This is a genomic window from Thalassospira sp. CA1 (assembly GCF_059052855.1).
Genome location: NZ_JBZCIA010000002.1, coordinates 25,089 through 49,123, shown reverse-complemented (window position 1 = coordinate 49,123; position 24,035 = coordinate 25,089). Strand labels below are relative to the sequence as shown.

Below are 24,035 nucleotides of genomic sequence, written 5' to 3'. Positions count from 1 at the left end.
ACGCGAAAATGCAAAAATCACCTCAAATTGAATGGATGCTTGGATGCAGTGGTTAAAAAAAGGTCTCATCTGCAACAATAAGACGTTTAATTTATCTTGGTACAAACGGAACACCATGGTTCCGGTACCTTACCTAATCAATGACGCCCGACTTCGCATTTTCGTAACCATGTGCGATGAAAATAATGTCGGCAGAATTGGTTATGTCGATGTATCCCCAAGCAATCCTTCTGAGATCCTTGATTACAGCCGACACCCCGTTCTTGATATTGGTGCCGACGGTGCTTTTGATGATAATGGCGTTGTAACCGCCTCCATTCTAGAGGATGGCAACAAGCTGTTCCTTTATTATTCTGGATATCAACTATCTGTAAAAGTCCCCTACATGATTTTTGCTGGCGTAGCTGTAAGTGACGACAACGGCAGCTCATTCCACAAAATGAGTACGCATTCGCCAATGCTTGATCGCACTACAGGAGAGAAGTCAACTCGGTGTGCGCCCTTTGTGCTAAAAGAAGGGGAAACTTACCGTATGTGGTATACTGCCGATACTAAAGACGGCTGGATCACGAGCAACGGCAAAAAGCTTCCGCTTTATGATCTGAAATACCTAACCTCCAGCAGCCCAACGGAATGGCCTCGGTCGCCTGGGAAAACTTCGTTAACGTTCAAAAATCGCGATGAACATGGAATTGCAAAATGCACGCTATGGAAAGAAGACGGCTTGTATCGCATCATATACTCAATTCGGAGCTTTTCGCAGGGGTATCGTCTTGGATATGCGACCTCAAAAAATGGTATCGGTTTTGAACGAAGAGACGAAGAAATCGGTCTTGGTGTGTCCGACTCAGGTTGGGATAGCGAAATGATTGCTTTTGCCGAGCGCTTCCAATTTAAAGATAAGGTCTATCTGTTCTACTGTGGAAATCATTATGGCATGGATGGCATGGGTTATGCTGAACTCGTATCGGACTCCCGAGAATAATGAAAAAAATTATTATCACAGGTGCAGGAAGCGCGCAGGCTAACGGGGTTATAAATTGTTTGCGCATGGCCAACAGTGGCGAACAAATCATCGGGTTTGGCTCTGATCCAATTGACCTCGTGATGTGTGATGCCGACGTTCGTTACTTGATACCGCACTCACAACATCCTGATTACAAGACTAAATTGCTCGCAACACTCGCGGCGCTTGAGCCCGATATGATTCATTTTCAACATGACCTAGAGCTTTGGACCGCGCTTAAATTTCGTGACGAGATTGAAGCCACCGGCGTAAGAATGCTCGTCCCCGACTTTGAAACGATTGATACTTGCGTTCACAAATTCAAGTCTTGGGAAAAATTCAAAAGTCATGGCATAGTGGTCCCAGAAAATATACTAATTAACACTCCGCAAGACTTAAAAGCCGCACTAGAAAATTTAGGCGGCGAAGAAGGCACAATCTGGCTTCGCTCTACTGAGATTGGTGGCGGAGGAAAAGGTGCCTTTCCCACCAATGACTTTAATGAAGCAACCGAATGGATTGAGCGTTATGATGGTTGGGGACATTTTTCTGCAGCAGAACTGTTAACAAGCCAAACAGTGACTTGGCTATCAATCTGGAAAGATGGCGATCTGGTCGTTTCCCAATCAAGGCGGCGCAAAGCCTGGGCTCACAGTTCCCTTAGTCCTTCAGGTGTAACCGGGGTTACGAAAATTGGTGAAACCTGTTCTGATCCCGAAGTTGAGGAAATAGGTACGAATGCTGTTCGGGCAGTAAGTAAGACGCCTCATGGTATATATGGTGTTGATATGACTTACGATAAGAATGGCGTCCCTAATCCTACAGAGATCAATATTTCTCGTTTTTTTACCACGATTCAGTTTTTCGCAGAAGCTGGCCTCAATATGCCTGCGATCCTGAAAGACATCGTACTATACAATCGCCTTCCTCCCAAAGAAGCCAAGATGCGGAATCCTCTTCCTGATGGATTGCTTTGGTTGAGGGCTATGGATCGCGCCCCACTTTTGACGACAGCAACGGAAATTCGCGCTCTGCTTAACGAGGTTCCATGAACATGAATGTCGCAAAATATATTGCTGAATTCCTCGTTTCTAAAAATGTAAGGCATGTTTTTGGATACTCTGGTGGTGCCATTCTGAAGATGCTTGACGAAATGGTCGCAACCGGACAGATCGTGTATATTCAAAACTACCATGAACAAGCATCCTCTTTTGCAGCAGACGCGTATGGTCGAGTAACCGATACTATCGGCGTAGCTTTGGCAACTTCTGGCCCAGGAGCCACAAATCTGGTTACAGGTATCGCTAATGCTTATCTAGATTCAACCCCGACACTGTTTATCACAGGCCAAGATTACCGAAACAATATCCTAAAAAAGGGAAACGCCCGCCAAAATGGCTTTCAGGACCTAGACATTTCAGCAATTGTAAAGCCGATCACAAAGTACGCTAAACTCGTGGAAAATCCGCAAGATATCCGATTTGAGCTGGAAAAGGCATATCATCTTGCAGTATCGGGGCGTCCTGGTGCTGTGCTACTTGATATCCCTATAGATGTTCAATTTGCAGAAGTGGCGCTTGAAAGTCTTCACGGGTTTACCCCTCCTATTCGGAACACGCCTGACCTAAAAATCCCCCAAATTAAACAACTGATTGTAGGTTCTCTGCGTCCGACAATTTTGGTCGGAGGTGGCATTAGAACAGCCAAAGCTCACAAAGAAGTCCGCGAATTTGCCAAATTGTCAGGTATACCTGTTATCGCCACACTAATGGGTTTGGACAGTGTTGAAGACAACTATGGTTTCGCGGGGCTTCACGGAAATACTTGTGCCAATATGGCAATTCAGAATTCCGACCTTATAATCGCCCTAGGGGCACGTTTTGGACAACGGCAAGTAGGAAAAGATCCGTCCAAATACAGTAGCGCAAAGGTCGTTCACGTCGACATAGACGAAAATGAACTTCATCGAATTTTCAAAGAAGAAATAACTGTAAAATCACACTTAAAGCACTTCCTGCAAAACATTAACTCCGAGTGTACTGGCTTCCCATTTCCCGACTTTTCTCATTGGCATGCTATGATCCAAGAGTGGGAAAGAAAATATAAGAAAAATGCTTACCTTAACACCGAGGGCCTGGACCCCGTTCAAGCGGTCGAAAAAATTTCTGGTCTTGTAAATCAAGATGCGATCATAACTTCTGATGTTGGCCACAACCAAATGTGGGTCGCTCAAGGATTTAAATCCCGTGGCGAGCAGCGCATTCTAAATTCCTCCGGACTGGGTAGTATGGGATTTTCGCTTCCTAGCGCCATCGGGGCCCAAATAGCTTATCCGGACAAACAGATTATTTGCTTTACCGGTGATGGTGGTTTGCAAATGAATATCCAGGAATTGATGTTCGTTGGACAGCGCAAAATCCCAATCAAGTGTTTGGTATTTAATAATAATACGCTAGGAATGATGAGAGAAGTTCAGTCTCGATATTACAACAATCATTACTACGGCTCCAATCGAGATGAGTTTCAATGCGTCGACTTAAATGCAGTAGCGACGGCGTATGGCATCGAATACGTCTGCATCAAGAATCTCGATGACATTTACACTCTCAAAGAGTCCTTAGCCGACCATAAGCCCTACATCATTGAACTCGAGGTCGCATTCGACTCAAAGCTATCCAACAGATACGATGAAGCAGAGTTTTTTGAGGCAGAGCGAATAGATGCTTCTTCCATCTAACAAAAACCTCTATGTGGATTTTGACGGCACGCTAATAGATCCTAGCAAGCGTCTTTACAGACTCTTTAGTCAACTCAATCCAACGAGCCGAAAAATTTCGTTCTCGGAATACTGGGACCTCAAGAATACCGGACTGACACAAGAAGCATTACTAACGGATATTCTTCGGTTAAATCGACAGCAAGTCGAAACGTTCAAGGCCGAATGGCTATCTCAGGTCGAAAATCCAGAGCTTTTGGCACTAGACGAACCCTTCTCTGACGCCGAGAGTTTTTTGTCCAAGTTTTCGACTTACTCAGATTTGCATTTGGTCACTGCGCGTCAGTCCGCTAGCGGAGTGAAACAACAATTAAAAGAGCTCGGTTGGAACAAGTATTTCAAGAATGTAATTGTCACGCATTCCAAATCGAGCAAAGAAGATGCAATAAAGTCGCGCACATTACCACGCGCAACGGACATTATCGTCGGGGATACCAGCGAAGATATCTGTGCGGGTAAAGCATTAAACATCTTAACCGTAGCTGTAGAAACAGGACACACTCTCAAGTCGACCCTTGAAGCATGCTCGCCAGATGCCATTATTTCCTCCATATCAATGTTTGACGCTTCTCTCTGGGAAGAACTTCTGCAGCACAAGCAGTTAACCAACTAATCCTTCTGCTGAGTACAAAAGCAGAAACAGGGCGTTACATTCCGCACGGAAAATGTGCTACTGTGTTGGAGTTGAAGCGTTTTACAGACAGAGACGAGGCCCTTCGGATGTCGATTGATGGGTGTAGAATCATCGAACTACCAAAAATATCCAGCGACCAAGGCAGTCTGACCTTTGTGGAGGAAAACAATCACATCCCCTTCAATATAGAGCGCGTATATTATCTTTATGACGTTCCGGGAGGTGGTGTCCGAGGTGGCCATGCCCACAAAAATCTTCATCAGCTTATAATCGCAATGTCTGGTAGTTTTGACATCACCATTGACGACGGAAAAGATAAGAAAACTTACCATCTCAACCGCTCCTATTATGGCCTTTACATCTGCCCTATGATTTGGCGAGAACTCGACAACTTTTCTTCTGGATCTGTCTGTATGGTGCTCGCATCAAGTATTTATCGCGAGGAAGATTATCATCGCGATTACGCTGAATTCATGCGTGCCCGATGGAGCGACGAATGACTGTTGCCTTTTTGGACCCCAGGGCTAGCTACCTAGAGATCAAGGAAGAGCTCGACCAAGCATATCAAACGGTTATGGATTCAGGTGTTTATATACTTGGCAAGTTTGTTGAAAACTTTGAAAAAGACTTTGCAACATATTGTGAAGCAGATTTCTGTGTTGGCGTCGCAAGTGGCTTTGATGCGCTGGTGCTTAGCCTGAAGGCGTTGGACATTGGCCCCGGGGACGAAGTTATCGTTCCATCTCATACATTTATCGCAACTTGGCTCGCTGTGTCCGCTGTCGGCGCTATGCCAATACCTGTCGAGCCAGATCAAAAAACCTTTAATCTGACGGCTGAGCAGCTTAACAGTGTATTAACTCCAAGAACGCGTGCTGTCATAGCAGTACACCTGTATGGGCTTCCTGCCGACATTGATGGAATAAAACAGTTCTGCAAAAGCAACTCTCTCTTTCTAATTGAAGACGCTGCGCAGGCACATGGTGCGACTTACAAAAACAAAAAGATTGGCGGCCACGGGGATGCCGTCTGCTGGAGCTTCTATCCAGGAAAAAATCTGGGAGCTTTCGGAGATGGAGGTGCCATCACAACCAATTCGAAAAAGATCGAACACAAACTGAAGTTAATTCGAAACTATGGCTCGGAAGTCAAATACCAAAACCAGCTTAAAGGTATGAACAGTCGGTTAGACCCTCTTCAGGCTGCAATGCTGCAGGTTAAGCTGAGGCACCTCGACACTTGGAATGAACGCCGCAAGGATATTGCGAATGTTTATTTTGATAAGCTCAGGGGTGCCGAACTTGTTCTGCCAGCCAGTCCCGAAAACTGTGGTCATGCATGGCATTTGTTTGTCATAAGGCACCCAAAGCGGGATCAACTACAAAAAGCGCTTGAAGCCAATCAGATAGGCACCTTAATTCACTATCCAATTCCGCCCCATCGTCAAGAAGCCTACGCAGAACTGCGAATTGCCCCTGAAAGCTATCCGATTGCCAACCTGATGGCGCAACAGGTCCTGAGCCTACCGATGGGGCCACATATGTCCGAAACGGACGCATATATTGTCGCGGACCACGTCCTTGATTTTCTCGGCTAGGAAAAACTTATTGGACACCAAAAAGAGAAAGCAAGTTGAATGCACGGCCCAGCTAAAGAACAACTCGTAGCCAAGATTGATGGTGCGCTTCTCCAAGCCATAGAAAAAAGCACAGATATAAACCAGCTCATTAACCTAGCTGAACATTATGGGAAGTTTCACTGGCTAAACACAACCAATCGCTGGGCCTGCCCACAGGTCGAAAGACACGTATTCAACAAAGTTTCGTCGCAAATCGCGACCAGCGCCACATCCTCCAAAAAGAGTGCGGTAACCCATGTACTATCCGAGGGTTACGACGTCGGTGGTCATACCCCCCTATGCGTTAACCTCGCGAAAGAGCAGGCACAGCGAGGAGAGAACGTACAACTTGCGATCACGCGAAATGTCACGCCGAATGTAGCATCAGATATCAAGCAGTCGGGTATTTCTACGCATGTCTGCAGCGGCGCGCACTTAGAGAAGCTCAATCGCCTGACGAACTTATTTTTGCAAAGCAAGGCGGTAGTATTACACATCCATCCAGATGACATCGTTGCATGTTGCGCCGCAATGTTTGCAGAACAAGCAGGAATACCGTGTCTATTTGTAAACCATGCAGATATTCATTTCAGTTACGGCCCTTCGCAATGCTCCACCGTACTGGAGATATCCGCAGGCAGCTGGCTGTCAACGCAAGCATTCCGCAACCCGAAAAGCCAATCGTTCCTTGGCATTCCGTGTACTGCTCTGCATGTAAGCGATGAGCCAACCGAAGACAAAGATGCCGGAAGCTACTTCATTACAGTTGGCGGAGCCCACAAATATCACTTGGATAATTCCACAATTTTCATAGATTTCGTTGAAGAGCTTTGTGGAAAACTTGGCGAAAAGCTTAAAATTATTGGAGTGGGTAACGCGACCCCCTTCGCCAAGCTCTCTGATAAAGCAAAAAGCAATTTGGAACTTCTCGGCACCCAACCCAGGGATGCAACCATCCGTCAGATGAAGAATGCTAAAGCTTACATTGATAGCTTCCCTGAAGGTGGAGGAACGTCAGTTACCAATGCGATGCTTCTGTGCCTCCCTACCTTTGGCTGCAAAGCCAAAGGCGGAATGTTTGGTGACGACTACCTGTCCGACTCACCAATAGAACTAATTGATCAAATACAAAACTTTAGAAAAGACGGGCCGAACATAAAAAAGTTGCAGGAACGAGCTGAGTTTATTCGTAAAACGTTTTCGCTAAAGGCATGTGCGGACCGGCTTGACGCTGCCATCAACGGGGCTCACATCCCAGTACCCTTTGATTTTCAAGCTGACGAAATCGACCTCAACTTCTATCAAAAGCAATGGCTATCATCGGAACGCTTGTATGTCCCACCGTTCATTACAATTACTGCGCCAACGCAGCAGTAATGACCAACGAATGCCCTGCATACTAAAACTCCCGCTTGACAGTCGAGCTTGCCGGTTTGCCAACCAGGTTCGCCTGACTTTCCCCTAGCTATTTCAACAACGCCAACCGATACCGCCCGATCTTCTTAAACCCAAGCGCCTCATACGCCTTGGCGGCTGCTTCACTGTCGGTTGACAGAATAGCACGTTTAACGCCCCGCGCCCGCACCGCGAGAAGTGTTTTGGCCACCAGAATACGTGCATAACCGTTCGATCGTTCTTCGGGCGGGGTCCATACCGGGCCAACTTGCACCATGTCTGGCAAGGTTGCGTTGAAGCCCGAAAGCGACACCGCTTTGCCATCGACGATCAGGCCCCACATCGTCCGGGCATCCAGCGCATGGACAAGGCGTGAGGCGATTTTGCTATCAAGGCTGGGGGTGTCTTCCGCGCCAAGTGCCTCGATCTCGTAGGCGCGCAACCAGCGCAGCAATGTATTGCGGTCAATCTTTTCCGCATCAACCATCTGAAAATCGTCGGCGCGGGCGTTTTGCGGCACGATCAGGTTGCTGAGATCAAGCTCGTAAAGCACATCCGATGCATTGATCGCATAGACCGCATACTCAAGCCCCAGCTGGCACAGCATATCCTGCGCCTGATCTGATTGACCAAACACACCTGCAACCGGTTTCAGCGGGTCTGCAACAAACGCAACCGTCAGGGCCTTTGGGATTGCCTTCTGATCGCCGGCCTCGACAAAGACATTGCCATTGCCAAACTGCGCGACAATCGCGCTGATGCTGCCATCCGGGGCCACTTCCCCGAACCAGTTGCCAGAAAGCGGGTGACGACGTCGTTCAATACCGGCAGTTCGCAGGTTTCCGCGCAGCACCATGCAAGTGGCAGCATGGTTGGCAAGGAATGCGTTTGCGGCATCAAAATCGGCGTCGTGCAGCTTTCTGTACTGCATATCGGGGGTCCCTTTCTTTGGGCTTCAGGTAAGTGCCAAACTTTCAAATTGGCATAAAAAAAGGCCGCTCCATTAGCGGCCCTTCACATATCGCAAGGTTATCCAACAGAGGTTCAAACAGTTATGTTTTGAAAACTCGTCGCATTGTTCCAACCATTGGATCACACCTTAAATTCAAAAATTATCGCGTCAGAGATTTGTTAATATCACAACCTTTCGAATTTTCGATCCCTCTTTTTAAAATTCTTTGGTGATAACAACATCGGCCTGAATCCGGCATCCGAGAACAACAACTCAGAAGCTGATTTTCAATTCGGTTTGCGACAATCTCGGAAAGTGGTATTACCAATACAAGGCACATTTTATTCGGAGTTGACCTCATGCCAGTGATTACCTGCGTCGAAGACCTGAAACGCATCTATAAACGGCGCACGCCGCGCATGTTTTACGATTACGCAGAATCCGGAAGCTGGACCGAGCAGACATTCCGTGAAAACACCACCGATTTTCAGGAAATTCATCTGCGTCAGCGGGTCGCAATCGACATGGCCGGGCGCACCACCAAAAGCCAGATGATCGGTCAGGATGTGAGCATGCCCGTGGCCCTTGCCCCGGTCGGACTGACTGGCATGCAAAGTGCTGATGGCGAGATCAAGGCTGCGCGTGCGGCAGAGAAATTCGGCGTCCCCTATACGCTGTCGACCATGTCGATCTGCTCGATCGAGGATGTTGCGGAAAACACCTCCAAACCGTTCTGGCTGCAGGTTTACACACTTAAAGACGACGATTTCATGAAGCGCCTTTTTGATCGCGCCAAAGCTGCCAAATGTTCGGCCGCGGTCATCACGGTCGATCTTCAGATGCTGGGCCAGCGCCACAAGGATCTGAAAAACGGCCTGTCCGCCCCGCCCAAGCTGACTTTCAAATCGGTTACCAACATGATGACCAAAGTCCAATGGGGCCTTGGCATGCTCGGCACCAAGCGGCGGTTCTTTGGCAACATTGTCGGTCACGCCAAGGGTGTGGCCGACGCGTCATCGCTAAGCACCTGGACCGCCGAAGCGTTCGATGTATCCCTTGATTGGGATCGTATTCGCGAATTCCGCAAAATGTGGGATGGCCCGCTGATCATCAAGGGGATCATTGATCCGCGCGATGCTTTGGAAGCATTGAATGTCGGCGCAGACGCCATCATCGTTTCCAACCACGGCGGACGCCAGCTTGATGGTGCCCTGTCCTCTATTCGCGCACTGCCGGCGATCATGGATGCCGTTGGTGACAAAATCGAAGTCCATCTTGATAGCGGGATCCGCTCTGGCCAGGACGTGCTGAAGGCCTTGGCACTCGGGGCAAAGGGCACCTATATCGGGCGCGCTTATGTCTATGGCCTGGGTGCAATGGGCGAAGCCGGTGTGACCAAGGCGCTTGAGCTCATTCACAAAGAGCTTGAAGTCTCGATGGCGCTTTGCGGGCATACGGACGTCACCAAGGTCGATCGCGACATCCTGATGATACCGCGCGATTTCTCGGACCGCTGGCAATAAGCTATCGGAACGTCTTGATACGAAACAAAAAGGCGGCGCTCTCCTATGTGAGAACGCCGCTTTTTTATTGGCTTACGCAAAAAGAAAAAGCGCCACCCGAAGGTGACGCTTTTCCAACCAGTATCGCGAGCCTGTTGCCCGAAAACGACTTAACGTTTCGAGAACTGGAAGCTACGACGAGCTTTGGCGCGACCGTATTTTTTACGTTCAACAGCACGCGAGTCACGGGTGAGGAACCCACCGGCTTTGAGTGACGGACGCAGTGCCGGCTCGAACATGGTCAGTGCACGGGAGATACCGTGACGAACGGCACCGGCCTGACCGGAAAGACCGCCACCGGAAACGGTGCAGACAACGTCGAACTGATCTTTGCGATTGGTTACGCCGAACGGCTGGTTGATCACCATGCGCAGAACCGGACGTGCGAAGTAGTCTTCGAACTCGCGGCCATTGACGGTGACTTTACCCGAGCCCGGTTTAATCCAGACGCGTGCAATTGCGTTCTTACGACGGCCGGTTGCATATGAACGGCCCTGTGCGTCGATCTTCGGCTCCGGCAGGGTGCCTTCTGCAGCAGCAGCAACTTCGCCGCCCTGTGCCAGATCCTTGAGATCTTCAAGAGTTTTGGTGTCGGCCATTATTTGCCACTCCGCTTATTCTTTTCGTTCATAGCCGCTACGTCGAGGACTTCCGGCTTCTGAGCTTCATGCGGATGCTCGGTACCAGCATAGACGTGCAGTTTGGAAAGAACCTGGCTGCGCAGCGGGCCACGGCTCATCATACGCTCAACAGCTTTGATGATGACGCGTTCCGGATGCTCACCGTTCAGGAGCTTGTCCATGGTGCGTTCTTTGATGCCGCCCGGGTAACCGGTGTGCCAGTAGAACTTCTTGTTCTGAAGTTTACGGCCAGTCAGTTTGACTTTTTCGGCATTGACGATGACGATGTGATCGCCACAATCCATGTGCGGGGTAAACATCGCTTTGTGTTTACCACGAAGACGGTTGGCAACAACGGCTGCAAGGCGGCCAAGGACGACGTCTTCTGCGTCGACCACGAACCATTTGCGCTCGATGTCGCTCGGTGTCGCAGTGAAGGTTTTCATTATTTCTATACTCGAAAACTGGGTTCCACGGAGGGAATGTTCCCTCGTTGAAAGTCGGCGCATTATGCCAGCATCCAACAGGAAAACAACAGGAATATTTCACATTAAATCAACGACTTACCTGTTGCGGTATTATTTTACCACAACAATTTAGCCTATTTTTCGGCCGGCGGCATCGCATAAGTCCCGATCACATGCGCACAAAGGCTGTCATCAACGGCAGATCGAATATGGCATTCGGCAATCAAAAGCCGCCTGCCCGCCTTCAGGATTTTGGCCTCTGCAATCAGATCTCCGGGCTTTGCCCCGGACAGGAAATGAACCGTCGCCTCGGTTGTTACCGCCAGATCCGCCTTGGGGACCACAAGCCACGCCACGGCATACAGTGCAATATCGGCCAGAGCAAAGATCGCAGGCCCGGTCACCACATTGCCCGGACGCAGATAGCGTTCCTTGAATGGCAGACGCAGGATTGCGGTATCGTCTGAAAGGCTTTCGGTCCTGACATCCATATCGCCGACAAACGGGACCTTCTCGCGCATGATGGCATCAAAGTCGGCTGGCGTTACACCGGTCCGGGTCACGGAACTGTTCATGGCTTGGATGGCCTCCCTCTGGAGCTGCTTTGACGCAGCATTTTTGTTTCAGGGAGATAGCCTGACATAACGTTTACGTTAACGTCAACAATTTGCGCATACACAGACTGCTTTTAGAGGACATCAGATCCCCAACCACTAGCGGGTCAAAATCCCGGCCACGTCGGTATAGATCGCCACCACGACACACAGGATCACGATTGCCGCAATCGCCGTTGCGCCGAGCCCGGGCAAATTTTCACGCATCCACTCACCGGGCGACATCCCCGGCCCTTGATCGGATTTTTGCCTGAAACGGGCGTGAACCGGCCCACGCGAAAGATCACGCAGCGGTTTGTCGACTTCGTCGTTGGATGCCCAGTGAAAGCGGTTCTCTGGCAAGTAAACAGGCTGACGGTCTTCCTGACCGGTTTCGTCATACATCATGGCGACTTCACAGCATCGATTGCTGCCTCCTGCAACAGGGTGAACTGTTATTTCGCCCTGATCCCGGCATCATTTCCATCATGCCATGATCACGGCGGCCCCGCCTCGGATGATTTCGCTCTGTCTTCCCCGTACCTTGTTCTTATCGTTGCGCGACGCCCAGGGCCCAGACGACCCTGACGTCACACCACCGAATTCCTCACTGATATATGGGGATTAAGGCAATCGTTCGGCAATAGTTTGTTATCTATGTTATCTGCCGAGAATTGCCGAAAATTCGTTGACCGTCAGAACCAGCACATATCCCACAGCCACCGCTGCAATCATATAGGCTGCCAACCGCGCGATCATTTTGTTAAAGCCTAAGGGTTCACCCGGCTGTTTACGCCCCTTCGATGATTGCCCTTTTGCAGATCCCGCCGACTTTCCCTGCTTTTGCAAAATCGCCCGACGCTTGGCATCAAGGTCTTCCTGCAGGGCCCAGTTGTCTTCGCTATCTGGCAGATTGATGCGGGACTTTCGGACCTCGGTCTCTTTCAGGTCGTCTACCCGGCCTGCAATGTCATTGCCGACATCCCCGCCCTGGCTGTCCTTTTCCCGAGTCCGATCAAGCAATGTCTTACCGCCATTCAGGCTGTCGACATAGTCGTCATAGGCGCTGCGTTCCTTGTCGATGGCAGCCCTTTGGGCAGCTTCATGGGCTGTACGATCCTGCGGTCGCACCAATTGCCCGCCCGCTGCGCCGGCCCCGTCTGATGCGCCAGATTTCAGCTGGCTATCGTCTGGCAGGAACATCGAAACAAGCCCGCTTGCCTTGTCCGGGACATAGACATGGCGATTAGGTTTGACCTTTGCCGCGGCAACAGCAGGCGGATTTTTAACATCAGAGAGCTTTTCACTCTTAACCGGCATGGTGGGCTTTGGCCCGATCATGGCTGGCGGACGCAGATCCTCCTCGATGACAGGATCGGGTGCATCACCTGCGTCCTCGTCTTCAGGATTGATCTTGGGCTTGGGCATCAGAAAGGCTGGAATATCAAAACCGTTCTGTAAAAGGCGTGCACGGGCCTCTGCGCGATATCTTTCAAGATCGCGTTCCATCATGTCCTTGCTGTCAAACCGCTTGATGGGCGTTTCACGCACGGGTTTCGTCAGCCGCACAGACTCGCGGACCGTCCGGGTCGGAACAAAACGCCCCGGTGCCCGCCCCCGCCGATTTGGGAAATCTTTACTCATGCACAACCACTTGCCGAATTAATTTTTATTGATCAGGCAAAGACAGAATAACATTCGGCACATCCCCAGGGTTTTATTATTGGCACAGGCCGCTAACCCTTTGCGTGTAATTCTACTACGGTATACCGTGTTTTAAAAATCAAAAAACGTCAAACACATACAGCCATCCGGGAGGCCCGCCATGACCGTTTCCACAACCGAGCCAGAGCTTGTCACACGCACAGACAATGACGGCTTTGTCACCCTGACGATGAACAACCCCAAACGCCGCAATGCCCTGTCGGGGGCGATGATGACGGCCCTTAAGGACGCCTTTGACAAGATCGCCAAGGAGACCACCGTCAGATGTGTCATTCTGGCAGCCGAGGGCCCTGTCTTTTGTGCCGGCCACGACCTTAAGGAAATGAACGGCATTACCGAGTGTGATCAGCATGCCAGCCTGTTTACGCAATGCAGCGACCTGATGATGACGATTGTCAGTCTGCCGCAACCCGTCATCGCGCGTGTGCGCGGCATGGCAACAGCAGCCGGTTGCCAGCTTGTCGCCAGTTGCGATCTGGCTGTCGCCGCCAACAGTGCCAAGTTCGCGACCCCGGGGGTCAATATCGGCTTGTTCTGCTCTACCCCCATGGTCGCACTTAGCCGCAACATTGCCCGCAAACATGCCATGCGGATGCTTCTGACCGGCGATCCGATCAATGCCGAAACCGCCTTTGCCATGGGACTGGTGTCTGATGTGGTCGGGGATGAGGAACTTGAAGAACACACCAATGCCCTGGCCGCCGGAATTGCCGCCCGGTCGGGCATGACGGTTCGGCTTGGCAAACAGGCATTTTACAAACAGCTCGAAATGCCGCTGTCGCAGGCCTATTCCTATGCATCCGACGTCATGACGGCGAATATGCAAAAACATGATGCTCGCGAAGGGATCGGCGCCTTTGTCGAAAAGCGTCATCCGAGCTGGCGCCACGAATAGACTGCCCTATATCGGGTAAATTACCTTATGACGGTATTTGCAAACCCTTTGGAATGACGCATTCTGTCAACAGGTAGCTTTTTCGGAGTACGCCCCATGTCGTTTGAAATCTGGCTTGCCTTTGCTTTTGCCTGTGCTGTGGTTCTGGCCATCCCCGGCCCGACCATCATGCTTGTCGTCAGCTATGCCTTGGGCAAGGGTAAACAAACTGCATGGGCAACGGTTCCGGGGGTGGCACTGGGCGATCTCACCGCAATGACGATCTCGCTCGCCGGGGCTGGTGCGTTGCTTGCTGCCTCGGCAGAGGCTTTTACCGTGCTCAAACTCGTTGGGGCGGCCTATCTGATCTATCTTGGCATCAAGATGTGGCGTGAAAAGCCCGAAGCCCTGCATGACAACCCGGATGCCAAACGCAACCGTCCGTCGCGCATGTTCCTGCAGGCCTATATCGTCACCGCCCTGAATCCCAAGGGCATTGTTTTCTTCATTGCCTTTGTGCCGCAGTTCGTGACAGCCGGTGATCCGCTTTTGCCGCAATTCATGATCATGACCGCGACGTTCGTCATATTGGCTGCCATCAACGTTGCGATCTGGGCGGTGATGGCAAGTGCGCTGCGTGAACGGCTCCGCCAACCATCCGCCCTGCGTCGCCTGACACGCATCGGAGGCGGGGTGATGATTGGTGCTGGATTGCTGACCGCCCTCACCCGCCGCGCAGCGGGCTAAGGGCCCCACCCCGCCCAAAAGACCGTCGCCTCTCCAATCGTCAAAAATTTGCTTTAGGCAATTATCTGGAGGTTTTCTTATATTTACCGAAATATTATAACCTTTAGATATATAAATACCCGTATTATTTGGTATTCACATAAACTCAAAGTTGAGTTTAGATGATCTCCGCAAGTCTTCAGAAGAATGAATATTTATAATTCTTCTAAGAAAAACAATAGATAGGCGGGGAAGTGTGGACATGCTGAAATCTTTGAAAATAGGTCCGCGACTAAGTATCGCGATGATCTTTATAACCTTTGCGACTGCATTGGTGATCGGACTTATCAATCTTTCCATTGAACGTGACATTGTCGCAGGTGCTGAACAACGCGAACTGCGCGTCAATTTCGAAAAGTTACGAAGTGCGCTGGATATGGAAGCTTCGCGTGCGCTTGCGATGGCGGATTTTGCTGCAACCATCCCCGCCGCCCAGAAAGCCATGGCGGAAGATGACCGCGATACGCTGGCTGATATTTTCGGCCCCGGCTTCGCTGAACTCAAAGAAAACCATGGCGTTCGTCAGTTCCAGTTCCATAAGGCCCCGGCGATCTCGTTCCTTAGGGTTCATAAGCTCGATAAATTCGGCGACGATCTGTCTTCTTTCCGCAAGACAGTGGTCGAAACCAATACAAAACAACAACCCATTAGCGGCCTGGAAGTCGGTGTTGCCGGTCTTGGCATGCGCGGTGTCACACCTGTTTTCAACGATGGGACGCATGTGGGCTCGGTTGAATTTGGATTATCCTTTGGTCCGGCCTTCTTTGAAAACTTCAAGGCACACTCCAACACCGATGCCGCCCTTCTGATTGACCGTGACGGCACCTTTGAAGTCTTCGCCTCCACCTTCCCGGAAGGTTTCCTTGATATTGCATCGCCCACCCTTGCTGCGGCACGTGACGGCGAACAGATCCTTGCCCCGCAGGATGCCGAGGGCACCGAACTGGCCCTGATGGCGCGCCCGATCACAGATTTCAGCGGCCAGAACCTTGGCATTGTCGTTATGGGGATTGATCGCAGTTTCTTTGCAAGTGCCATCAACGACGCCACCACCCTGTCACTGGGCGTAAGTATTGTAACCCTGCTGGTCGCACTTCTGATCGCCTTTAGCGTCAACCGGTCGATCTCTCATCCGATCCGGGCCATGACCGTGGCCATGAACAAGATCGCTGGCGGCGAACTCGATACCGAAGTCCCGGCAAAGGATCAAAAGGACGAAATCGGCGAAATGGCCAGCGCGGTCACCATTTTCCAGACCAACGCACAGCGCATGAAAAGCCTTGAGGCCGAACAACAAGAACTGCGTCGGAAAAACGAGGAAGAGAAAAAGACTCTCGGCCGCAAGCTTGCCGATGAATTTGAAAATACCGTCGGTGCCATCATCGACGGGCTTGAAAACGCGGCGCGCGACATGGATGACGCATCCCGCGTCATGTCCGGCACGGCCGATGAAACGACCCAACAGGCAAAGATCGGCATGGATGCCGCGCAAAATGCCTCGAACAATGTTGCGACCGTTGCGGCCTCGTCCGAGGAACTGTCTGCCTCCATCACGGAAATCAGCCGTCAGGCCAACCATTCAAGCGAGGTAGCCGCCAATGTCTCGAACAAGGCAACCAGCACACGCGAAACGGTGGATGGCCTTGTCGAGGCGTCAGCACGTATTGGTGATGTCATAGCCCTGATCAACGACATCGCGGCCCAGACCAATCTTCTGGCCTTGAATGCCACGATCGAGGCCGCCCGTGCTGGCGAAGCTGGCAAGGGCTTTGCGGTTGTCGCCAACGAGGTCAAAAACCTCGCATCCCAAACCAGTCGCGCGACGCAGGAAATTTCCGAGCAGATCGAAAGTATCCAGAACGCGACTAAGCTGTCATCGACCGCAATTAACGAGATCACCGATATTGTCGGCGAACTTAACGAAAGCGCATCCGCCATCGCGGCGGCGGTCGAAGAACAAGGTGCTGCGACTCAGGAGATTTCCGGCAGTGTTGAAAATGCTTCTGTCGGGACCAGCGGTGTGACTGAAAGCATCAGCTTGGTCAGCGCGGCCGCTGTCCGGTCGACCGAAAGTGCCGACACGGTTCTGAAATCAGCCCATGAACTGATGGAATACTCGGTCAATCTGCGTCGCGAAACCAACAACTTCCTGAGCAAGATTCGCTCGGAATAAATCAAATCGTCCCGGTCCACTGTCCGTCAGCCGACGGTGGACCGGAATTTCAAAAACCACAGACATAGCGGGTTATGCCGCTTAACGCGATGATGCCTCGGCGGTGACGCTGTTATTCCTAACGAGCCGTGCAATCCAGCTCCGTGCCGGTTTATCTCGCCCGAACAACGAAATCACGCTGATCGCGACACCGGCCAACACCACATTCCATGCCGGGCGTAACGGCCACATCCATTCAAGATTGGCTGCAACCACGCGATCGGCCGGAATACCGGTCGCCAACGCATACCAGGCATATTCAATTCCGGCTGTTGCCAACCCGGCAAGCACGGCAATGACAGACAAAGTCACAGCAGATCTAAGCGACCATCCCCGCCAATGGGCAAAGCGATACAGCATCAGGCCGACAAACATCCCGGCCATCAGTGTTGCTTCACTGACGTCGACCTTGGACTGCAAAAAGAAATGCACAACGCCCAGCACGGCAATCGGATAAATCAGTTTATGCAGGCGCACCCACTTGGCCCCCAATCTGCGCATCGCTGATTTGGTGGACGTCGCGGTCAAAACCGCCAGCCCGATCAGGGCGACGAACCCGATTGTCAGATAAATCCGCAAAACGATCTCGCTGGCAATGCGGCCAACATCAAGATTCTGGCTGATCGCATACAGGCCGAAATGGATCATCACATAGCAAAAGGCAGCCACACCAATTTGACGGCGCACCTGTACCAGTTTTGAAAATCGGGTTATCCGGCGAAGCGGTGTCACCAGAAGCGTGATTAGTAATATCCGGATGGTCCATTCACCGCTTTCCAGAATGGCTTCCTTAACCGGGATGGTTGCCCCGCCCTGGGCAATGACCGGCCACAACAACACGATGCCGGGTACAAGAAGTGCCACAAAGACAGCCAGTTTGAAAAAGGAAAACCGCCCGGATGGATCAAGCCATGGATACATACAAAATAACCCTGTCAGGTTTCGCCGATCCCCCAGTCAAAAAGCATTTGATGGTCGCCGTCACTTAAATTGCCATCAACTTTCCGCGAGGGCAGCCATTTGCACGCCCGTGATACGTTTAGTGACGCATATCAAAGTTGCAGGAAGCCACCACTCATATAACAATCATACACAGTGATCACCCGAAGTGGATGAACCCAAATGGCCGAATTTCAAAATCCCACCGACCCGGAAATCAAAACGCTTCTGGAAACGACAAAGACCATCGCGCTTGTGGGCGCCAGTCCCAAGCCGGAACGCCCGTCAAACCGGGTGATGAAGTTCCTGCTTGATCAGGGATACAAAGTTATTCCGGTCAATCCCGGCCAAGCTGGCGGCACGATTCACGGTCAGACTGTTGTGGCACAACTTTCCGATATCGCCGATCCGGTCGATATGGTCGATATTTTTCGTAACAGCGAAGACGCGGCTGGCGTCGTCGATGATGCCATTGCAATCGGTGCAAAGTCGGTCTGGATGCAGCTTGGCGTGATCAATCCAGAGGCCTTCGCAAAGGCCAAGGCAAACGGCATGACCGCGGTCATGGATCGCTGCCCGGCAATTGAACTGCCGCGCCTGTCGTAAAACACAGGTCCGAAAGGACGCCATCGCATCACAACAACAAAAAAGGCACCGGATGATCCGGTGCCTTTGTCGTTTCAAAACATCTTTGAAAAGCTTAGCTGAGCCCGCACTGCGCAATCAGATCCGGGACAAGGCCCTGGTTGCCGATAAAGACCGGCTGCACGGCACTGGTCACGGTGTATGCCGTGGTTTGCTCATCAACAATCGTGTCGAAGTGACCAGCTGTTTCAAGCACCAGCGACATCACGCCATCCGGCTTGATGCGAAGGGCTGCAAATCCATTGGCATATTCGGTGCGCGCGCATTCGCGACCCAAAATAACATCGAAACGATTGATCAGGGCATAACGCGGATTTTCAACCAGATCGTCACGACCGGAAACCTCACTCGGCTTCACGCCGTATTTCGGCACATATTTCGCAAAGTTCGTTTGCGACTGGACGATGTAACCATCCGGGAAATAAACCGCGACATCCTCTGCCAGCAGGATACGATCCCCGATGACCTGGCCTGAACGCAGAAGTTCCTTGATTCGTGTGCCCGGAATTTCACCGGAGAACGCATTGAAACGCAGGGTCTTTCCGTCGCCGCGCAAGTCAGCGAAATAACGTTCAAACGGAACGACCGGTGTTTTGTCTGCCGCGCGCGCAGTCGGCAAGACCGACATGGTTGCAACTGCCAGTGTGGCAACTGCAAGAGCAACGCCCCCCGAGCGCCGCGAAAAGACCGTCTTGATGGCCTTCAGCATTTGTCCCCGCCTCTCACTTAAATCAGGAATACAATCCAGAGATTATTCACATTAATCCCAAATTCAACACCTGTTTCCGCGAAAAATCGCCAGATCGTCAAAACCACATAGAAAAACAACGAGGTGGCATAATGCCACCTCGTTGCCGAAGATTTGGTAAATGTCGGTGATTAGTCGACAGAAATCGTCACACGACGGTTACGCGGCTCGCGAACACCATCCGGAGTCGGGATCAGAAGATCGCCTTCACCAACAGCATCCTGCGAAACCATGTCGCCTTTCACACCACGACCGGTCAGCTCGCTAAGGGCTGCTGCGGCACGACGCTCGGACAGACGCAGGTTGTATGCTGCCGGACCGGCGGCATCAGCGTGACCAACGACGGTGATGTCACCCATCGAGGATGCCCACTGCTCAGCAGCTGCATCAAGAACACGCTCGGAAACCGGGGTGATCGCGACGCTGTCAAAATCGAAGAAGATGGTGAACAGACGCGGCTCAGCAGCTGCAACCGGGGCTACAACAACGGCCGGTTTCTCTGCACGCAGCTCAGACATTGCGGCTTCGAAATCTTTCCAGCACTGGCTGATCAGCTCGGTCTGCCAACCTTCTTCGCTTTCCTCGACCCAGCAGTCAAAGCGAGACTGTGCAACGGCCGCAGTGGCCGGCATCGCATCACGTTTGCCATCATCAAGCAGGGCCAGAAGTTCGTCACGGACGGCGCGTTTCTGTGCAATTTCCTCATCAGAGAAGCGCCAGTTTGCCGGATCTTCCGGAAGAACAATGGTGTCACCGCTTACGCGACCGGCTTTCTTCGCAAAGAAGTCGGCATCGAAGAAGTCATACCATTCGTCAGCTTCGCGCTGCGCGTATGCAAGATATTCGGCCTTGAGCGCTTTACCGAAGTCAGTGGTCGGCTCTTCGGACGAGAGCGCAGACGAGACCGAGCTGCTGTAGGTGAACGGGTTACCGCCGTAAGGTACCGCGGTGCCACTATTGTCCACACTGCTACATGCACTCAGAAGCGCAACGCCACCAAGAGCACAAAGAATTTTCGGATTGATCTGCATGTCTTACCCCTGTCATTAAGGTTGTTCTTCAGCTAATAACTTAACACCAATGATGGTGGAATTATGGTCTTAAACGAACAGAATTCTGGTTTGTTCCAGCCATCTAACAAAAATGGTGTCAGCGTCCTACTTTTCAAGCGCACCCAAACCTGTAATGCTAATCCTCTCATACAGAAGTATGGTTGGCAATCAACACAATTATGACACGGAGCGGGCGAGGTTCAAATGATTGAAACCGATGTAGCGACCATCACAGAAATGCTTAAAGGATTTGCACTGGGCTTTGGCCTCGATTTGCTTGGCGCTGTGCTGATACTCATTGTTGGCTGGTGGGTCGCCGGCCGGGCGGCTGCATTGGTCCGCCATTCCCTAAAAAGTACAAAGTTTGTTGATGCGACGTTAAAGCCGCTTGCATCAAGTATTGTACGTTACGTGATCTTGATTTTCGTAATCGTCGCCGTTCTGTCGAACTTCGGCGTCGAAACAACCAGCATCATCGCCGTTCTCGGTGCCGCTGGTCTGGCAATTGGTCTTGCCCTGCAGGGGACACTATCAAATATTGCCGCCGGTGTCATGATTCTTATCCTGCGTCCACTCAAAATTGATGAATTTATCGAAGCTGGTTCGATTTCAGGCACCGTTGTTGAAATAACATTGTTTACCACCTTGCTCAAAACGCCGGATGGTGTGTTTATTTCTGCCCCGAATTCGCAAATCTGGAATAGCGCGATCAAAAACTATTCGCGCAATCCAACCCGCCGCCTCGATATCAAGGTTGGCATTTCCTATGATGACGATGTTGATGCGGCCCTCGAATTTCTTAAAAACCTTGTCGCATCCGATGAACGCGTACTGAAGGATCCGGAACCGATGAGCTTTGTCGCCACCCTTGGCGAAAGCTCGGTCGATCTGACCGCACGCGGCTGGGTTGCAACCAGTGAATTCTGGCCGACCTTCTTCGATCTGACCCGTAAATCGAAAACGGAACTCGAAGCGGCCGGTTTCTCTATTCCCTTCCCGCAGCGCGACCTGCACGTCATCGAAAGTGCAGAAACCGCAAGCACCGCAAAATCCATTGCAAAGCCGGCCACCAAACCTGCGGCAAAAACCGCGGCGAAGAAACCGGCAACCCGTTCACGGTCAACCGCATCGAAAACGGCGACCAAAACCACAGCTGCGAAAAAGCCGACAACATCCAAAAGCTGATCTGCTTATTCACAAAACCGCATTTCGAAAGAGGCCCCAACGGGCCTCTTTTTTTTGTTTGGGCGACGAGTGCCACAACGTACACCACGTCAACTTCCTCGTACGTAGTACCCCGCTGTTACCCGCCCAGCTTGTATCAGGCGTATAGTTCCCTGCCCTTGCCCAATAGCGGCAAATGAAAACAAGCGGGAGGATAAAACATGTCTGCGAAAAAAATTCTGATGATCACCGGCGACTATGCCGAAGATTACGAAACCATGGTGCCGTTTCAGACATTGCTTGCAGTTGGCCATCATGTCGACGCCGTTTGCCCGGACAAGAATGCCGGCGATACGGTTGCAACGGCCATCCATGATTTCGAAGGTGATCAGACCTATAGCGAAAAGCGCGGCCACAACTTTGCACTGAATGCCGATTTTGCGACGGCGCGTGCCGAAAACTATGACGCGCTTGTCATCCCCGGCGGTCGTGCACCGGAATATCTGCGCCTGAACGAAGATGTCATTCGTCTGGTGCGTGATTTCCATGCCGCCAACAAACCGATCGCTGCTGTCTGCCATGGTGCGCAACTTCTTGCAGCAGCCGACATCATCAAGGGTCGCAAGGTTTCCGCCTATCCGGCCTGCGCACCGGAAGTCAAACTTGGCGGCGGCACCTATGCCGACATCGCCATTGATGATGCCTGCATCGACGGTAATCTGGTGACCGCACCGGCTTGGCCGGCACATCCGAAATGGATGGCGGCTTTCCTCAAGGTTCTTGGCACTGAAATCAATTTGTAATGTATCGGCGCCCAAACGGTGATTGCGTTTGGGCGCCATTTGATCGACCATTGCGCCAAACAAAAAGAAAACCGCTGCACATCTCGTAACAGCGGCACAAACAGGAAAGGGCGTTCAAATGTGTCAGATTTATTCTGGAACTGACCCGGAACTTTATCAGTCTGTCAGCCGGTCTGTACGGATCAATGGTGTTGTCACAAGCCTGCGCCTGGAGCTGCGTTTCTGGCAGATTCTTGATGAAATCGCCGCGGGTGAAGGATTCAGCACCCCGCAGTTTCTCGGCAAAATCCACGACGAGGTCGTCGCCCAACGCGGTGACATCCCGAATTTCGCATCGCTTGTGCGCGTGATTTGTACCGTATATCTGGAAAAACAGGCTGGCCTGCATGTTCATGTCCCGGCAAACACCGCGACTTCACAGATGCTGAGCTAGCCAATCGCAAATCGCATCGGCAGCAAAGCCCGGGGCCTGAACCCTAGTTAAGCCAGGAAGAAAGTTCGCGCGTGCTGAAGCCGCCGCTGGTCATGATGCTGGGCGTCGCATTGCGCTTCATGGTCGGCTCGGCCGGTTTGATGATGCTGTTGCGGCGATGCATGCCCGCAGCAGCGCCAAAATCGATCTGGGAACGCCCGACAAGATCGGCCGCCGTTATGCGCGGCCCGGATGCATCCGCATTGCCCGATGCATTGATCGGTGTTTGCTTGGCATGTGGCAACTGCTGTTTCTGCTTTGCCTCGTAGATCCAGCGCAATTCCTGCTTCAGGGTCTGATATTCCGGCGTATCGGGTGCCGAATTGACTTCATTGACGATCTGAAGCTTTACCATCTGCGGAAAACGATCAAGGCGTTCCAGCAGCATGAATTTCACACTTGGCCGCACTGCGTCTGAGCGCATCAGTTTCATCACCAGACGGCGATAGATATCAATCCTAAGGTTGCCATTTGATGCCAGTTCGATGAATTCCTCGACAAACTCGCGCGCGGCCATCTTGCCATCCAGCAACGCGCGCAGGTTATCCCCCATCGCCCGGCGATAGGCTTCGCGGATTTCCACGACGTGATTGGAGGCGCGCGTGCGCACAAGATGGAATGCTTCGGGGCTGAATGCGTTCTTGGTCAGAAGCTTTGCGCAATCGGCAACCAGTTCATGCTTGGTTGCTTCGGAAACGACTTCAAAGACCCCGGTGATCAGTTCCTTGCATTTGGCATGCGGCCCCATACGGATCGCAGCAGCCAAGGCCATCGGGCTTTCAGGGTCCCTGGTTGCGATCACGGCAAGGGCAAGCGGATCGTCATATTGCATCAGGGCAAGATCATTGCTCAGCAAATGTTCCGGCATCAACAGACGCTGCTGCTTGGCCGCCCCGGTCACGGTAAGCGGCTCGCCAGACAGATAGCTTTCCTTGATGGTAAGGGCATGTTTCAGCCCGTCATAAGAGATGCCGTGATTGCTGCTCATGGCA

At 51.6% G+C, this 24,035-nt stretch carries 25 protein-coding genes; 15 read left to right on the top strand and 10 right to left on the bottom strand.

All coding sequences use genetic code 11. From position 1 onward, the window contains the following. Positions 1–43 precede the first annotated feature (43 nt). The 7 genes from AC5Q5A_RS04260 to AC5Q5A_RS04230 all read left to right on the top strand — a co-directional run bounded on the left by AC5Q5A_RS04260 (position 44) and on the right by AC5Q5A_RS04230 (position 7,411). A complete protein-coding gene (locus AC5Q5A_RS04260) occupies positions 44–985 on the top strand; it encodes a hypothetical protein (RefSeq protein WP_493894452.1) in 942 nt (313 codons plus the stop codon). Next, the gene (locus tag AC5Q5A_RS04255) at positions 985–2,058 is read left to right on the top strand and encodes an ATP-grasp domain-containing protein (protein ID WP_493894451.1); all 1,074 of its coding nucleotides are present in this window, start codon (positions 985–987) and stop codon (positions 2,056–2,058) included. Before AC5Q5A_RS04260 ends, AC5Q5A_RS04255 begins: the two co-directional genes overlap by 1 nt. Beyond that, complete coding sequence (locus AC5Q5A_RS04250; RefSeq protein WP_493894450.1) at positions 2,055–3,743, top strand: thiamine pyrophosphate-binding protein; 1,689 nt, start codon at positions 2,055–2,057, stop codon at positions 3,741–3,743. The genes AC5Q5A_RS04255 and AC5Q5A_RS04250 overlap by 4 nt, the downstream gene beginning before the upstream one ends. Continuing rightward, the gene (locus AC5Q5A_RS04245) at positions 3,727–4,395 is read left to right on the top strand and encodes an HAD family hydrolase (protein WP_493894449.1); all 669 of its coding nucleotides are present in this window, start codon (positions 3,727–3,729) and stop codon (positions 4,393–4,395) included. Before AC5Q5A_RS04250 ends, AC5Q5A_RS04245 begins: the two co-directional genes overlap by 17 nt. Positions 4,396–4,502: 107 nt before the next feature. Beyond that, complete coding sequence (locus AC5Q5A_RS04240; RefSeq protein WP_493894448.1) at positions 4,503–4,916, top strand: sugar 3,4-ketoisomerase; 414 nt, start codon at positions 4,503–4,505, stop codon at positions 4,914–4,916. Further along, positions 4,913–6,013 carry a DegT/DnrJ/EryC1/StrS family aminotransferase gene (locus AC5Q5A_RS04235; RefSeq protein ID WP_493894447.1) on the top strand — a complete coding sequence of 367 codons (1,101 nt, stop codon included), beginning with the start codon at positions 4,913–4,915 and terminating at the stop codon, positions 6,011–6,013. The genes AC5Q5A_RS04240 and AC5Q5A_RS04235 overlap by 4 nt, the downstream gene beginning before the upstream one ends. A gap of 39 nt (positions 6,014–6,052) precedes the next feature. Continuing rightward, a complete protein-coding gene (locus AC5Q5A_RS04230; RefSeq protein ID WP_493894446.1) occupies positions 6,053–7,411 on the top strand; it encodes a glycosyltransferase family protein in 1,359 nt (452 codons plus the stop codon). 88 nt (positions 7,412–7,499) lie between these two features. Here AC5Q5A_RS04230 and AC5Q5A_RS04225 read toward each other — a convergent pair whose 3' ends face one another. Beyond that, complete coding sequence (locus tag AC5Q5A_RS04225) at positions 7,500–8,360, bottom strand: GNAT family N-acetyltransferase (RefSeq protein ID WP_493894445.1); 861 nt, start codon at positions 8,358–8,360, stop codon at positions 7,500–7,502. Between the two features lie 380 nt (positions 8,361–8,740). Between AC5Q5A_RS04225 and AC5Q5A_RS04220 the strand changes: the two genes are divergently transcribed. Beyond that, the gene (locus AC5Q5A_RS04220) at positions 8,741–9,904 is read left to right on the top strand and encodes an alpha-hydroxy acid oxidase (protein ID WP_064780742.1); all 1,164 of its coding nucleotides are present in this window, start codon (positions 8,741–8,743) and stop codon (positions 9,902–9,904) included. 149 nt (positions 9,905–10,053) lie between these two features. Here AC5Q5A_RS04220 and rpsI read toward each other — a convergent pair whose 3' ends face one another. The 5 genes from rpsI to AC5Q5A_RS04195 all read right to left on the bottom strand — a co-directional run bounded on the left by rpsI (position 10,054) and on the right by AC5Q5A_RS04195 (position 13,174). Next, a complete protein-coding gene (gene rpsI / locus AC5Q5A_RS04215; RefSeq protein ID WP_008890947.1) occupies positions 10,054–10,542 on the bottom strand; it encodes a 30S ribosomal protein S9 in 489 nt (162 codons plus the stop codon). Then, positions 10,542–11,009 (bottom strand): 50S ribosomal protein L13, encoded by a 468-nt coding sequence (gene rplM / locus AC5Q5A_RS04210; RefSeq protein ID WP_008890948.1) that lies wholly within the window; start codon positions 11,007–11,009, stop codon positions 10,542–10,544. Before rplM ends, rpsI begins: the two co-directional genes overlap by 1 nt. 155 nt (positions 11,010–11,164) lie before the next feature. Further along, entirely contained in the window at positions 11,165–11,605 is a 441-nt protein-coding gene (locus AC5Q5A_RS04205) for a PaaI family thioesterase (protein ID WP_063090063.1), read from the bottom strand. A 138-nt stretch (positions 11,606–11,743) separates the two neighbouring features. Then, positions 11,744–12,031 carry a hypothetical protein gene (locus AC5Q5A_RS04200; RefSeq protein ID WP_296992598.1) on the bottom strand — a complete coding sequence of 96 codons (288 nt, stop codon included), beginning with the start codon at positions 12,029–12,031 and terminating at the stop codon, positions 11,744–11,746. 252 nt (positions 12,032–12,283) lie between these two features. After that, a complete protein-coding gene (locus tag AC5Q5A_RS04195) occupies positions 12,284–13,174 on the bottom strand; it encodes a hypothetical protein (RefSeq protein WP_493894444.1) in 891 nt (296 codons plus the stop codon). Positions 13,175–13,448: 274 nt separating this feature from the next. Here AC5Q5A_RS04195 and AC5Q5A_RS04190 point away from each other — a divergent pair, with 274 nt between their 5' ends. The 3 genes from AC5Q5A_RS04190 to AC5Q5A_RS04180 all read left to right on the top strand — a co-directional run bounded on the left by AC5Q5A_RS04190 (position 13,449) and on the right by AC5Q5A_RS04180 (position 17,181). Further along, on the top strand, positions 13,449–14,243 hold the full coding sequence (locus tag AC5Q5A_RS04190) for an enoyl-CoA hydratase (protein ID WP_493894443.1): 795 nt from the start codon (positions 13,449–13,451) through the stop codon (positions 14,241–14,243). A gap of 96 nt (positions 14,244–14,339) precedes the next feature. Continuing rightward, positions 14,340–14,969: a LysE family translocator gene (locus tag AC5Q5A_RS04185; protein ID WP_493894442.1), complete on the top strand. Its 630-nt coding sequence runs from the start codon at positions 14,340–14,342 to the stop codon at positions 14,967–14,969. A gap of 241 nt (positions 14,970–15,210) precedes the next feature. Further along, a complete protein-coding gene (locus AC5Q5A_RS04180; protein WP_493894441.1) occupies positions 15,211–17,181 on the top strand; it encodes a methyl-accepting chemotaxis protein in 1,971 nt (656 codons plus the stop codon). Positions 17,182–17,262: 81 nt separating this feature from the next. Here the strand turns inward: AC5Q5A_RS04180 and msrQ are convergent, their stop codons facing one another. Continuing rightward, complete coding sequence (gene msrQ, locus AC5Q5A_RS04175; RefSeq protein WP_493894440.1) at positions 17,263–18,141, bottom strand: protein-methionine-sulfoxide reductase heme-binding subunit MsrQ; 879 nt, start codon at positions 18,139–18,141, stop codon at positions 17,263–17,265. Between the two features lie 201 nt (positions 18,142–18,342). Here msrQ and AC5Q5A_RS04170 point away from each other — a divergent pair, with 201 nt between their 5' ends. Continuing rightward, on the top strand, positions 18,343–18,765 hold the full coding sequence (locus AC5Q5A_RS04170) for a CoA-binding protein (RefSeq protein WP_493894439.1): 423 nt from the start codon (positions 18,343–18,345) through the stop codon (positions 18,763–18,765). A gap of 94 nt (positions 18,766–18,859) precedes the next feature. Here AC5Q5A_RS04170 and AC5Q5A_RS04165 read toward each other — a convergent pair whose 3' ends face one another. Both AC5Q5A_RS04165 and AC5Q5A_RS04160 read right to left on the bottom strand, forming a co-directional pair. Next, positions 18,860–19,513, bottom strand: a complete 654-nt coding sequence (locus AC5Q5A_RS04165; RefSeq protein ID WP_008890957.1) for a hypothetical protein — start codon at positions 19,511–19,513, stop codon at positions 18,860–18,862. 170 nt (positions 19,514–19,683) lie between these two features. Next, complete coding sequence (locus AC5Q5A_RS04160) at positions 19,684–20,583, bottom strand: OmpA family protein (protein WP_493894438.1); 900 nt, start codon at positions 20,581–20,583, stop codon at positions 19,684–19,686. Positions 20,584–20,808: 225 nt separating this feature from the next. Here AC5Q5A_RS04160 and AC5Q5A_RS04155 point away from each other — a divergent pair, with 225 nt between their 5' ends. The 3 genes from AC5Q5A_RS04155 to AC5Q5A_RS04145 all read left to right on the top strand — a co-directional run bounded on the left by AC5Q5A_RS04155 (position 20,809) and on the right by AC5Q5A_RS04145 (position 23,004). Beyond that, positions 20,809–21,789 (top strand): mechanosensitive ion channel family protein, encoded by a 981-nt coding sequence (locus tag AC5Q5A_RS04155; RefSeq protein ID WP_493894437.1) that lies wholly within the window; start codon positions 20,809–20,811, stop codon positions 21,787–21,789. Between the two features lie 200 nt (positions 21,790–21,989). Next, a complete protein-coding gene (locus AC5Q5A_RS04150; RefSeq protein ID WP_063090085.1) occupies positions 21,990–22,571 on the top strand; it encodes a DJ-1/PfpI family protein in 582 nt (193 codons plus the stop codon). Positions 22,572–22,689: 118 nt separating this feature from the next. Then, positions 22,690–23,004 carry a ribbon-helix-helix domain-containing protein gene (locus AC5Q5A_RS04145; protein ID WP_008890961.1) on the top strand — a complete coding sequence of 105 codons (315 nt, stop codon included), beginning with the start codon at positions 22,690–22,692 and terminating at the stop codon, positions 23,002–23,004. Between the two features lie 43 nt (positions 23,005–23,047). On the opposite strand, the gene AC5Q5A_RS04140 is transcribed toward AC5Q5A_RS04145, so the two are convergent. Next, on the bottom strand, positions 23,048–24,031 hold the full coding sequence (locus AC5Q5A_RS04140) for a hypothetical protein (RefSeq protein ID WP_493894436.1): 984 nt from the start codon (positions 24,029–24,031) through the stop codon (positions 23,048–23,050). Positions 24,032–24,035 lie beyond the last annotated feature (4 nt).

What these genes read in the sequence shown, in the direction of transcription:
- AC5Q5A_RS04260 (WP_493894452.1), top strand. Translation starts at nt 44, where the DNA reads ATGCAGTGGTTAAAAAAAGGTCTCATCTGCAACAATAAGACGTTTAAT.
- AC5Q5A_RS04255 (WP_493894451.1), top strand. Translation starts at nt 985, where the DNA reads ATGAAAAAAATTATTATCACAGGTGCAGGAAGCGCGCAGGCTAACGGG.
- AC5Q5A_RS04250 (WP_493894450.1), top strand. Translation starts at nt 2,055, where the DNA reads ATGAACATGAATGTCGCAAAATATATTGCTGAATTCCTCGTTTCTAAA.
- AC5Q5A_RS04245 (WP_493894449.1), top strand. Translation starts at nt 3,727, where the DNA reads ATGCTTCTTCCATCTAACAAAAACCTCTATGTGGATTTTGACGGCACG.
- AC5Q5A_RS04240 (WP_493894448.1), top strand. Translation starts at nt 4,503, where the DNA reads ATGTCGATTGATGGGTGTAGAATCATCGAACTACCAAAAATATCCAGC.
- AC5Q5A_RS04235 (WP_493894447.1), top strand. Translation starts at nt 4,913, where the DNA reads ATGACTGTTGCCTTTTTGGACCCCAGGGCTAGCTACCTAGAGATCAAG.
- AC5Q5A_RS04230 (WP_493894446.1), top strand. Translation starts at nt 6,053, where the DNA reads ATGCACGGCCCAGCTAAAGAACAACTCGTAGCCAAGATTGATGGTGCG.
- AC5Q5A_RS04225 (WP_493894445.1), bottom strand. Translation starts at nt 8,360, where the DNA reads ATGCAGTACAGAAAGCTGCACGACGCCGATTTTGATGCCGCAAACGCA.
- AC5Q5A_RS04220 (WP_064780742.1), top strand. Translation starts at nt 8,741, where the DNA reads ATGCCAGTGATTACCTGCGTCGAAGACCTGAAACGCATCTATAAACGG.
- rpsI (WP_008890947.1), bottom strand. Translation starts at nt 10,542, where the DNA reads ATGGCCGACACCAAAACTCTTGAAGATCTCAAGGATCTGGCACAGGGC.
- rplM (WP_008890948.1), bottom strand. Translation starts at nt 11,009, where the DNA reads ATGAAAACCTTCACTGCGACACCGAGCGACATCGAGCGCAAATGGTTC.
- AC5Q5A_RS04205 (WP_063090063.1), bottom strand. Translation starts at nt 11,605, where the DNA reads ATGAACAGTTCCGTGACCCGGACCGGTGTAACGCCAGCCGACTTTGAT.
- AC5Q5A_RS04200 (WP_296992598.1), bottom strand. Translation starts at nt 12,031, where the DNA reads ATGATGTATGACGAAACCGGTCAGGAAGACCGTCAGCCTGTTTACTTG.
- AC5Q5A_RS04190 (WP_493894443.1), top strand. Translation starts at nt 13,449, where the DNA reads ATGACCGTTTCCACAACCGAGCCAGAGCTTGTCACACGCACAGACAAT.
- AC5Q5A_RS04185 (WP_493894442.1), top strand. Translation starts at nt 14,340, where the DNA reads ATGTCGTTTGAAATCTGGCTTGCCTTTGCTTTTGCCTGTGCTGTGGTT.
- AC5Q5A_RS04180 (WP_493894441.1), top strand. Translation starts at nt 15,211, where the DNA reads ATGCTGAAATCTTTGAAAATAGGTCCGCGACTAAGTATCGCGATGATC.
- msrQ (WP_493894440.1), bottom strand. Translation starts at nt 18,141, where the DNA reads ATGTATCCATGGCTTGATCCATCCGGGCGGTTTTCCTTTTTCAAACTG.
- AC5Q5A_RS04170 (WP_493894439.1), top strand. Translation starts at nt 18,343, where the DNA reads ATGGCCGAATTTCAAAATCCCACCGACCCGGAAATCAAAACGCTTCTG.
- AC5Q5A_RS04165 (WP_008890957.1), bottom strand. Translation starts at nt 19,513, where the DNA reads ATGCTGAAGGCCATCAAGACGGTCTTTTCGCGGCGCTCGGGGGGCGTT.
- AC5Q5A_RS04160 (WP_493894438.1), bottom strand. Translation starts at nt 20,583, where the DNA reads ATGCAGATCAATCCGAAAATTCTTTGTGCTCTTGGTGGCGTTGCGCTT.
- AC5Q5A_RS04155 (WP_493894437.1), top strand. Translation starts at nt 20,809, where the DNA reads ATGATTGAAACCGATGTAGCGACCATCACAGAAATGCTTAAAGGATTT.
- AC5Q5A_RS04150 (WP_063090085.1), top strand. Translation starts at nt 21,990, where the DNA reads ATGTCTGCGAAAAAAATTCTGATGATCACCGGCGACTATGCCGAAGAT.
- AC5Q5A_RS04145 (WP_008890961.1), top strand. Translation starts at nt 22,690, where the DNA reads ATGTGTCAGATTTATTCTGGAACTGACCCGGAACTTTATCAGTCTGTC.
- AC5Q5A_RS04140 (WP_493894436.1), bottom strand. Translation starts at nt 24,031, where the DNA reads ATGAGCAGCAATCACGGCATCTCTTATGACGGGCTGAAACATGCCCTT.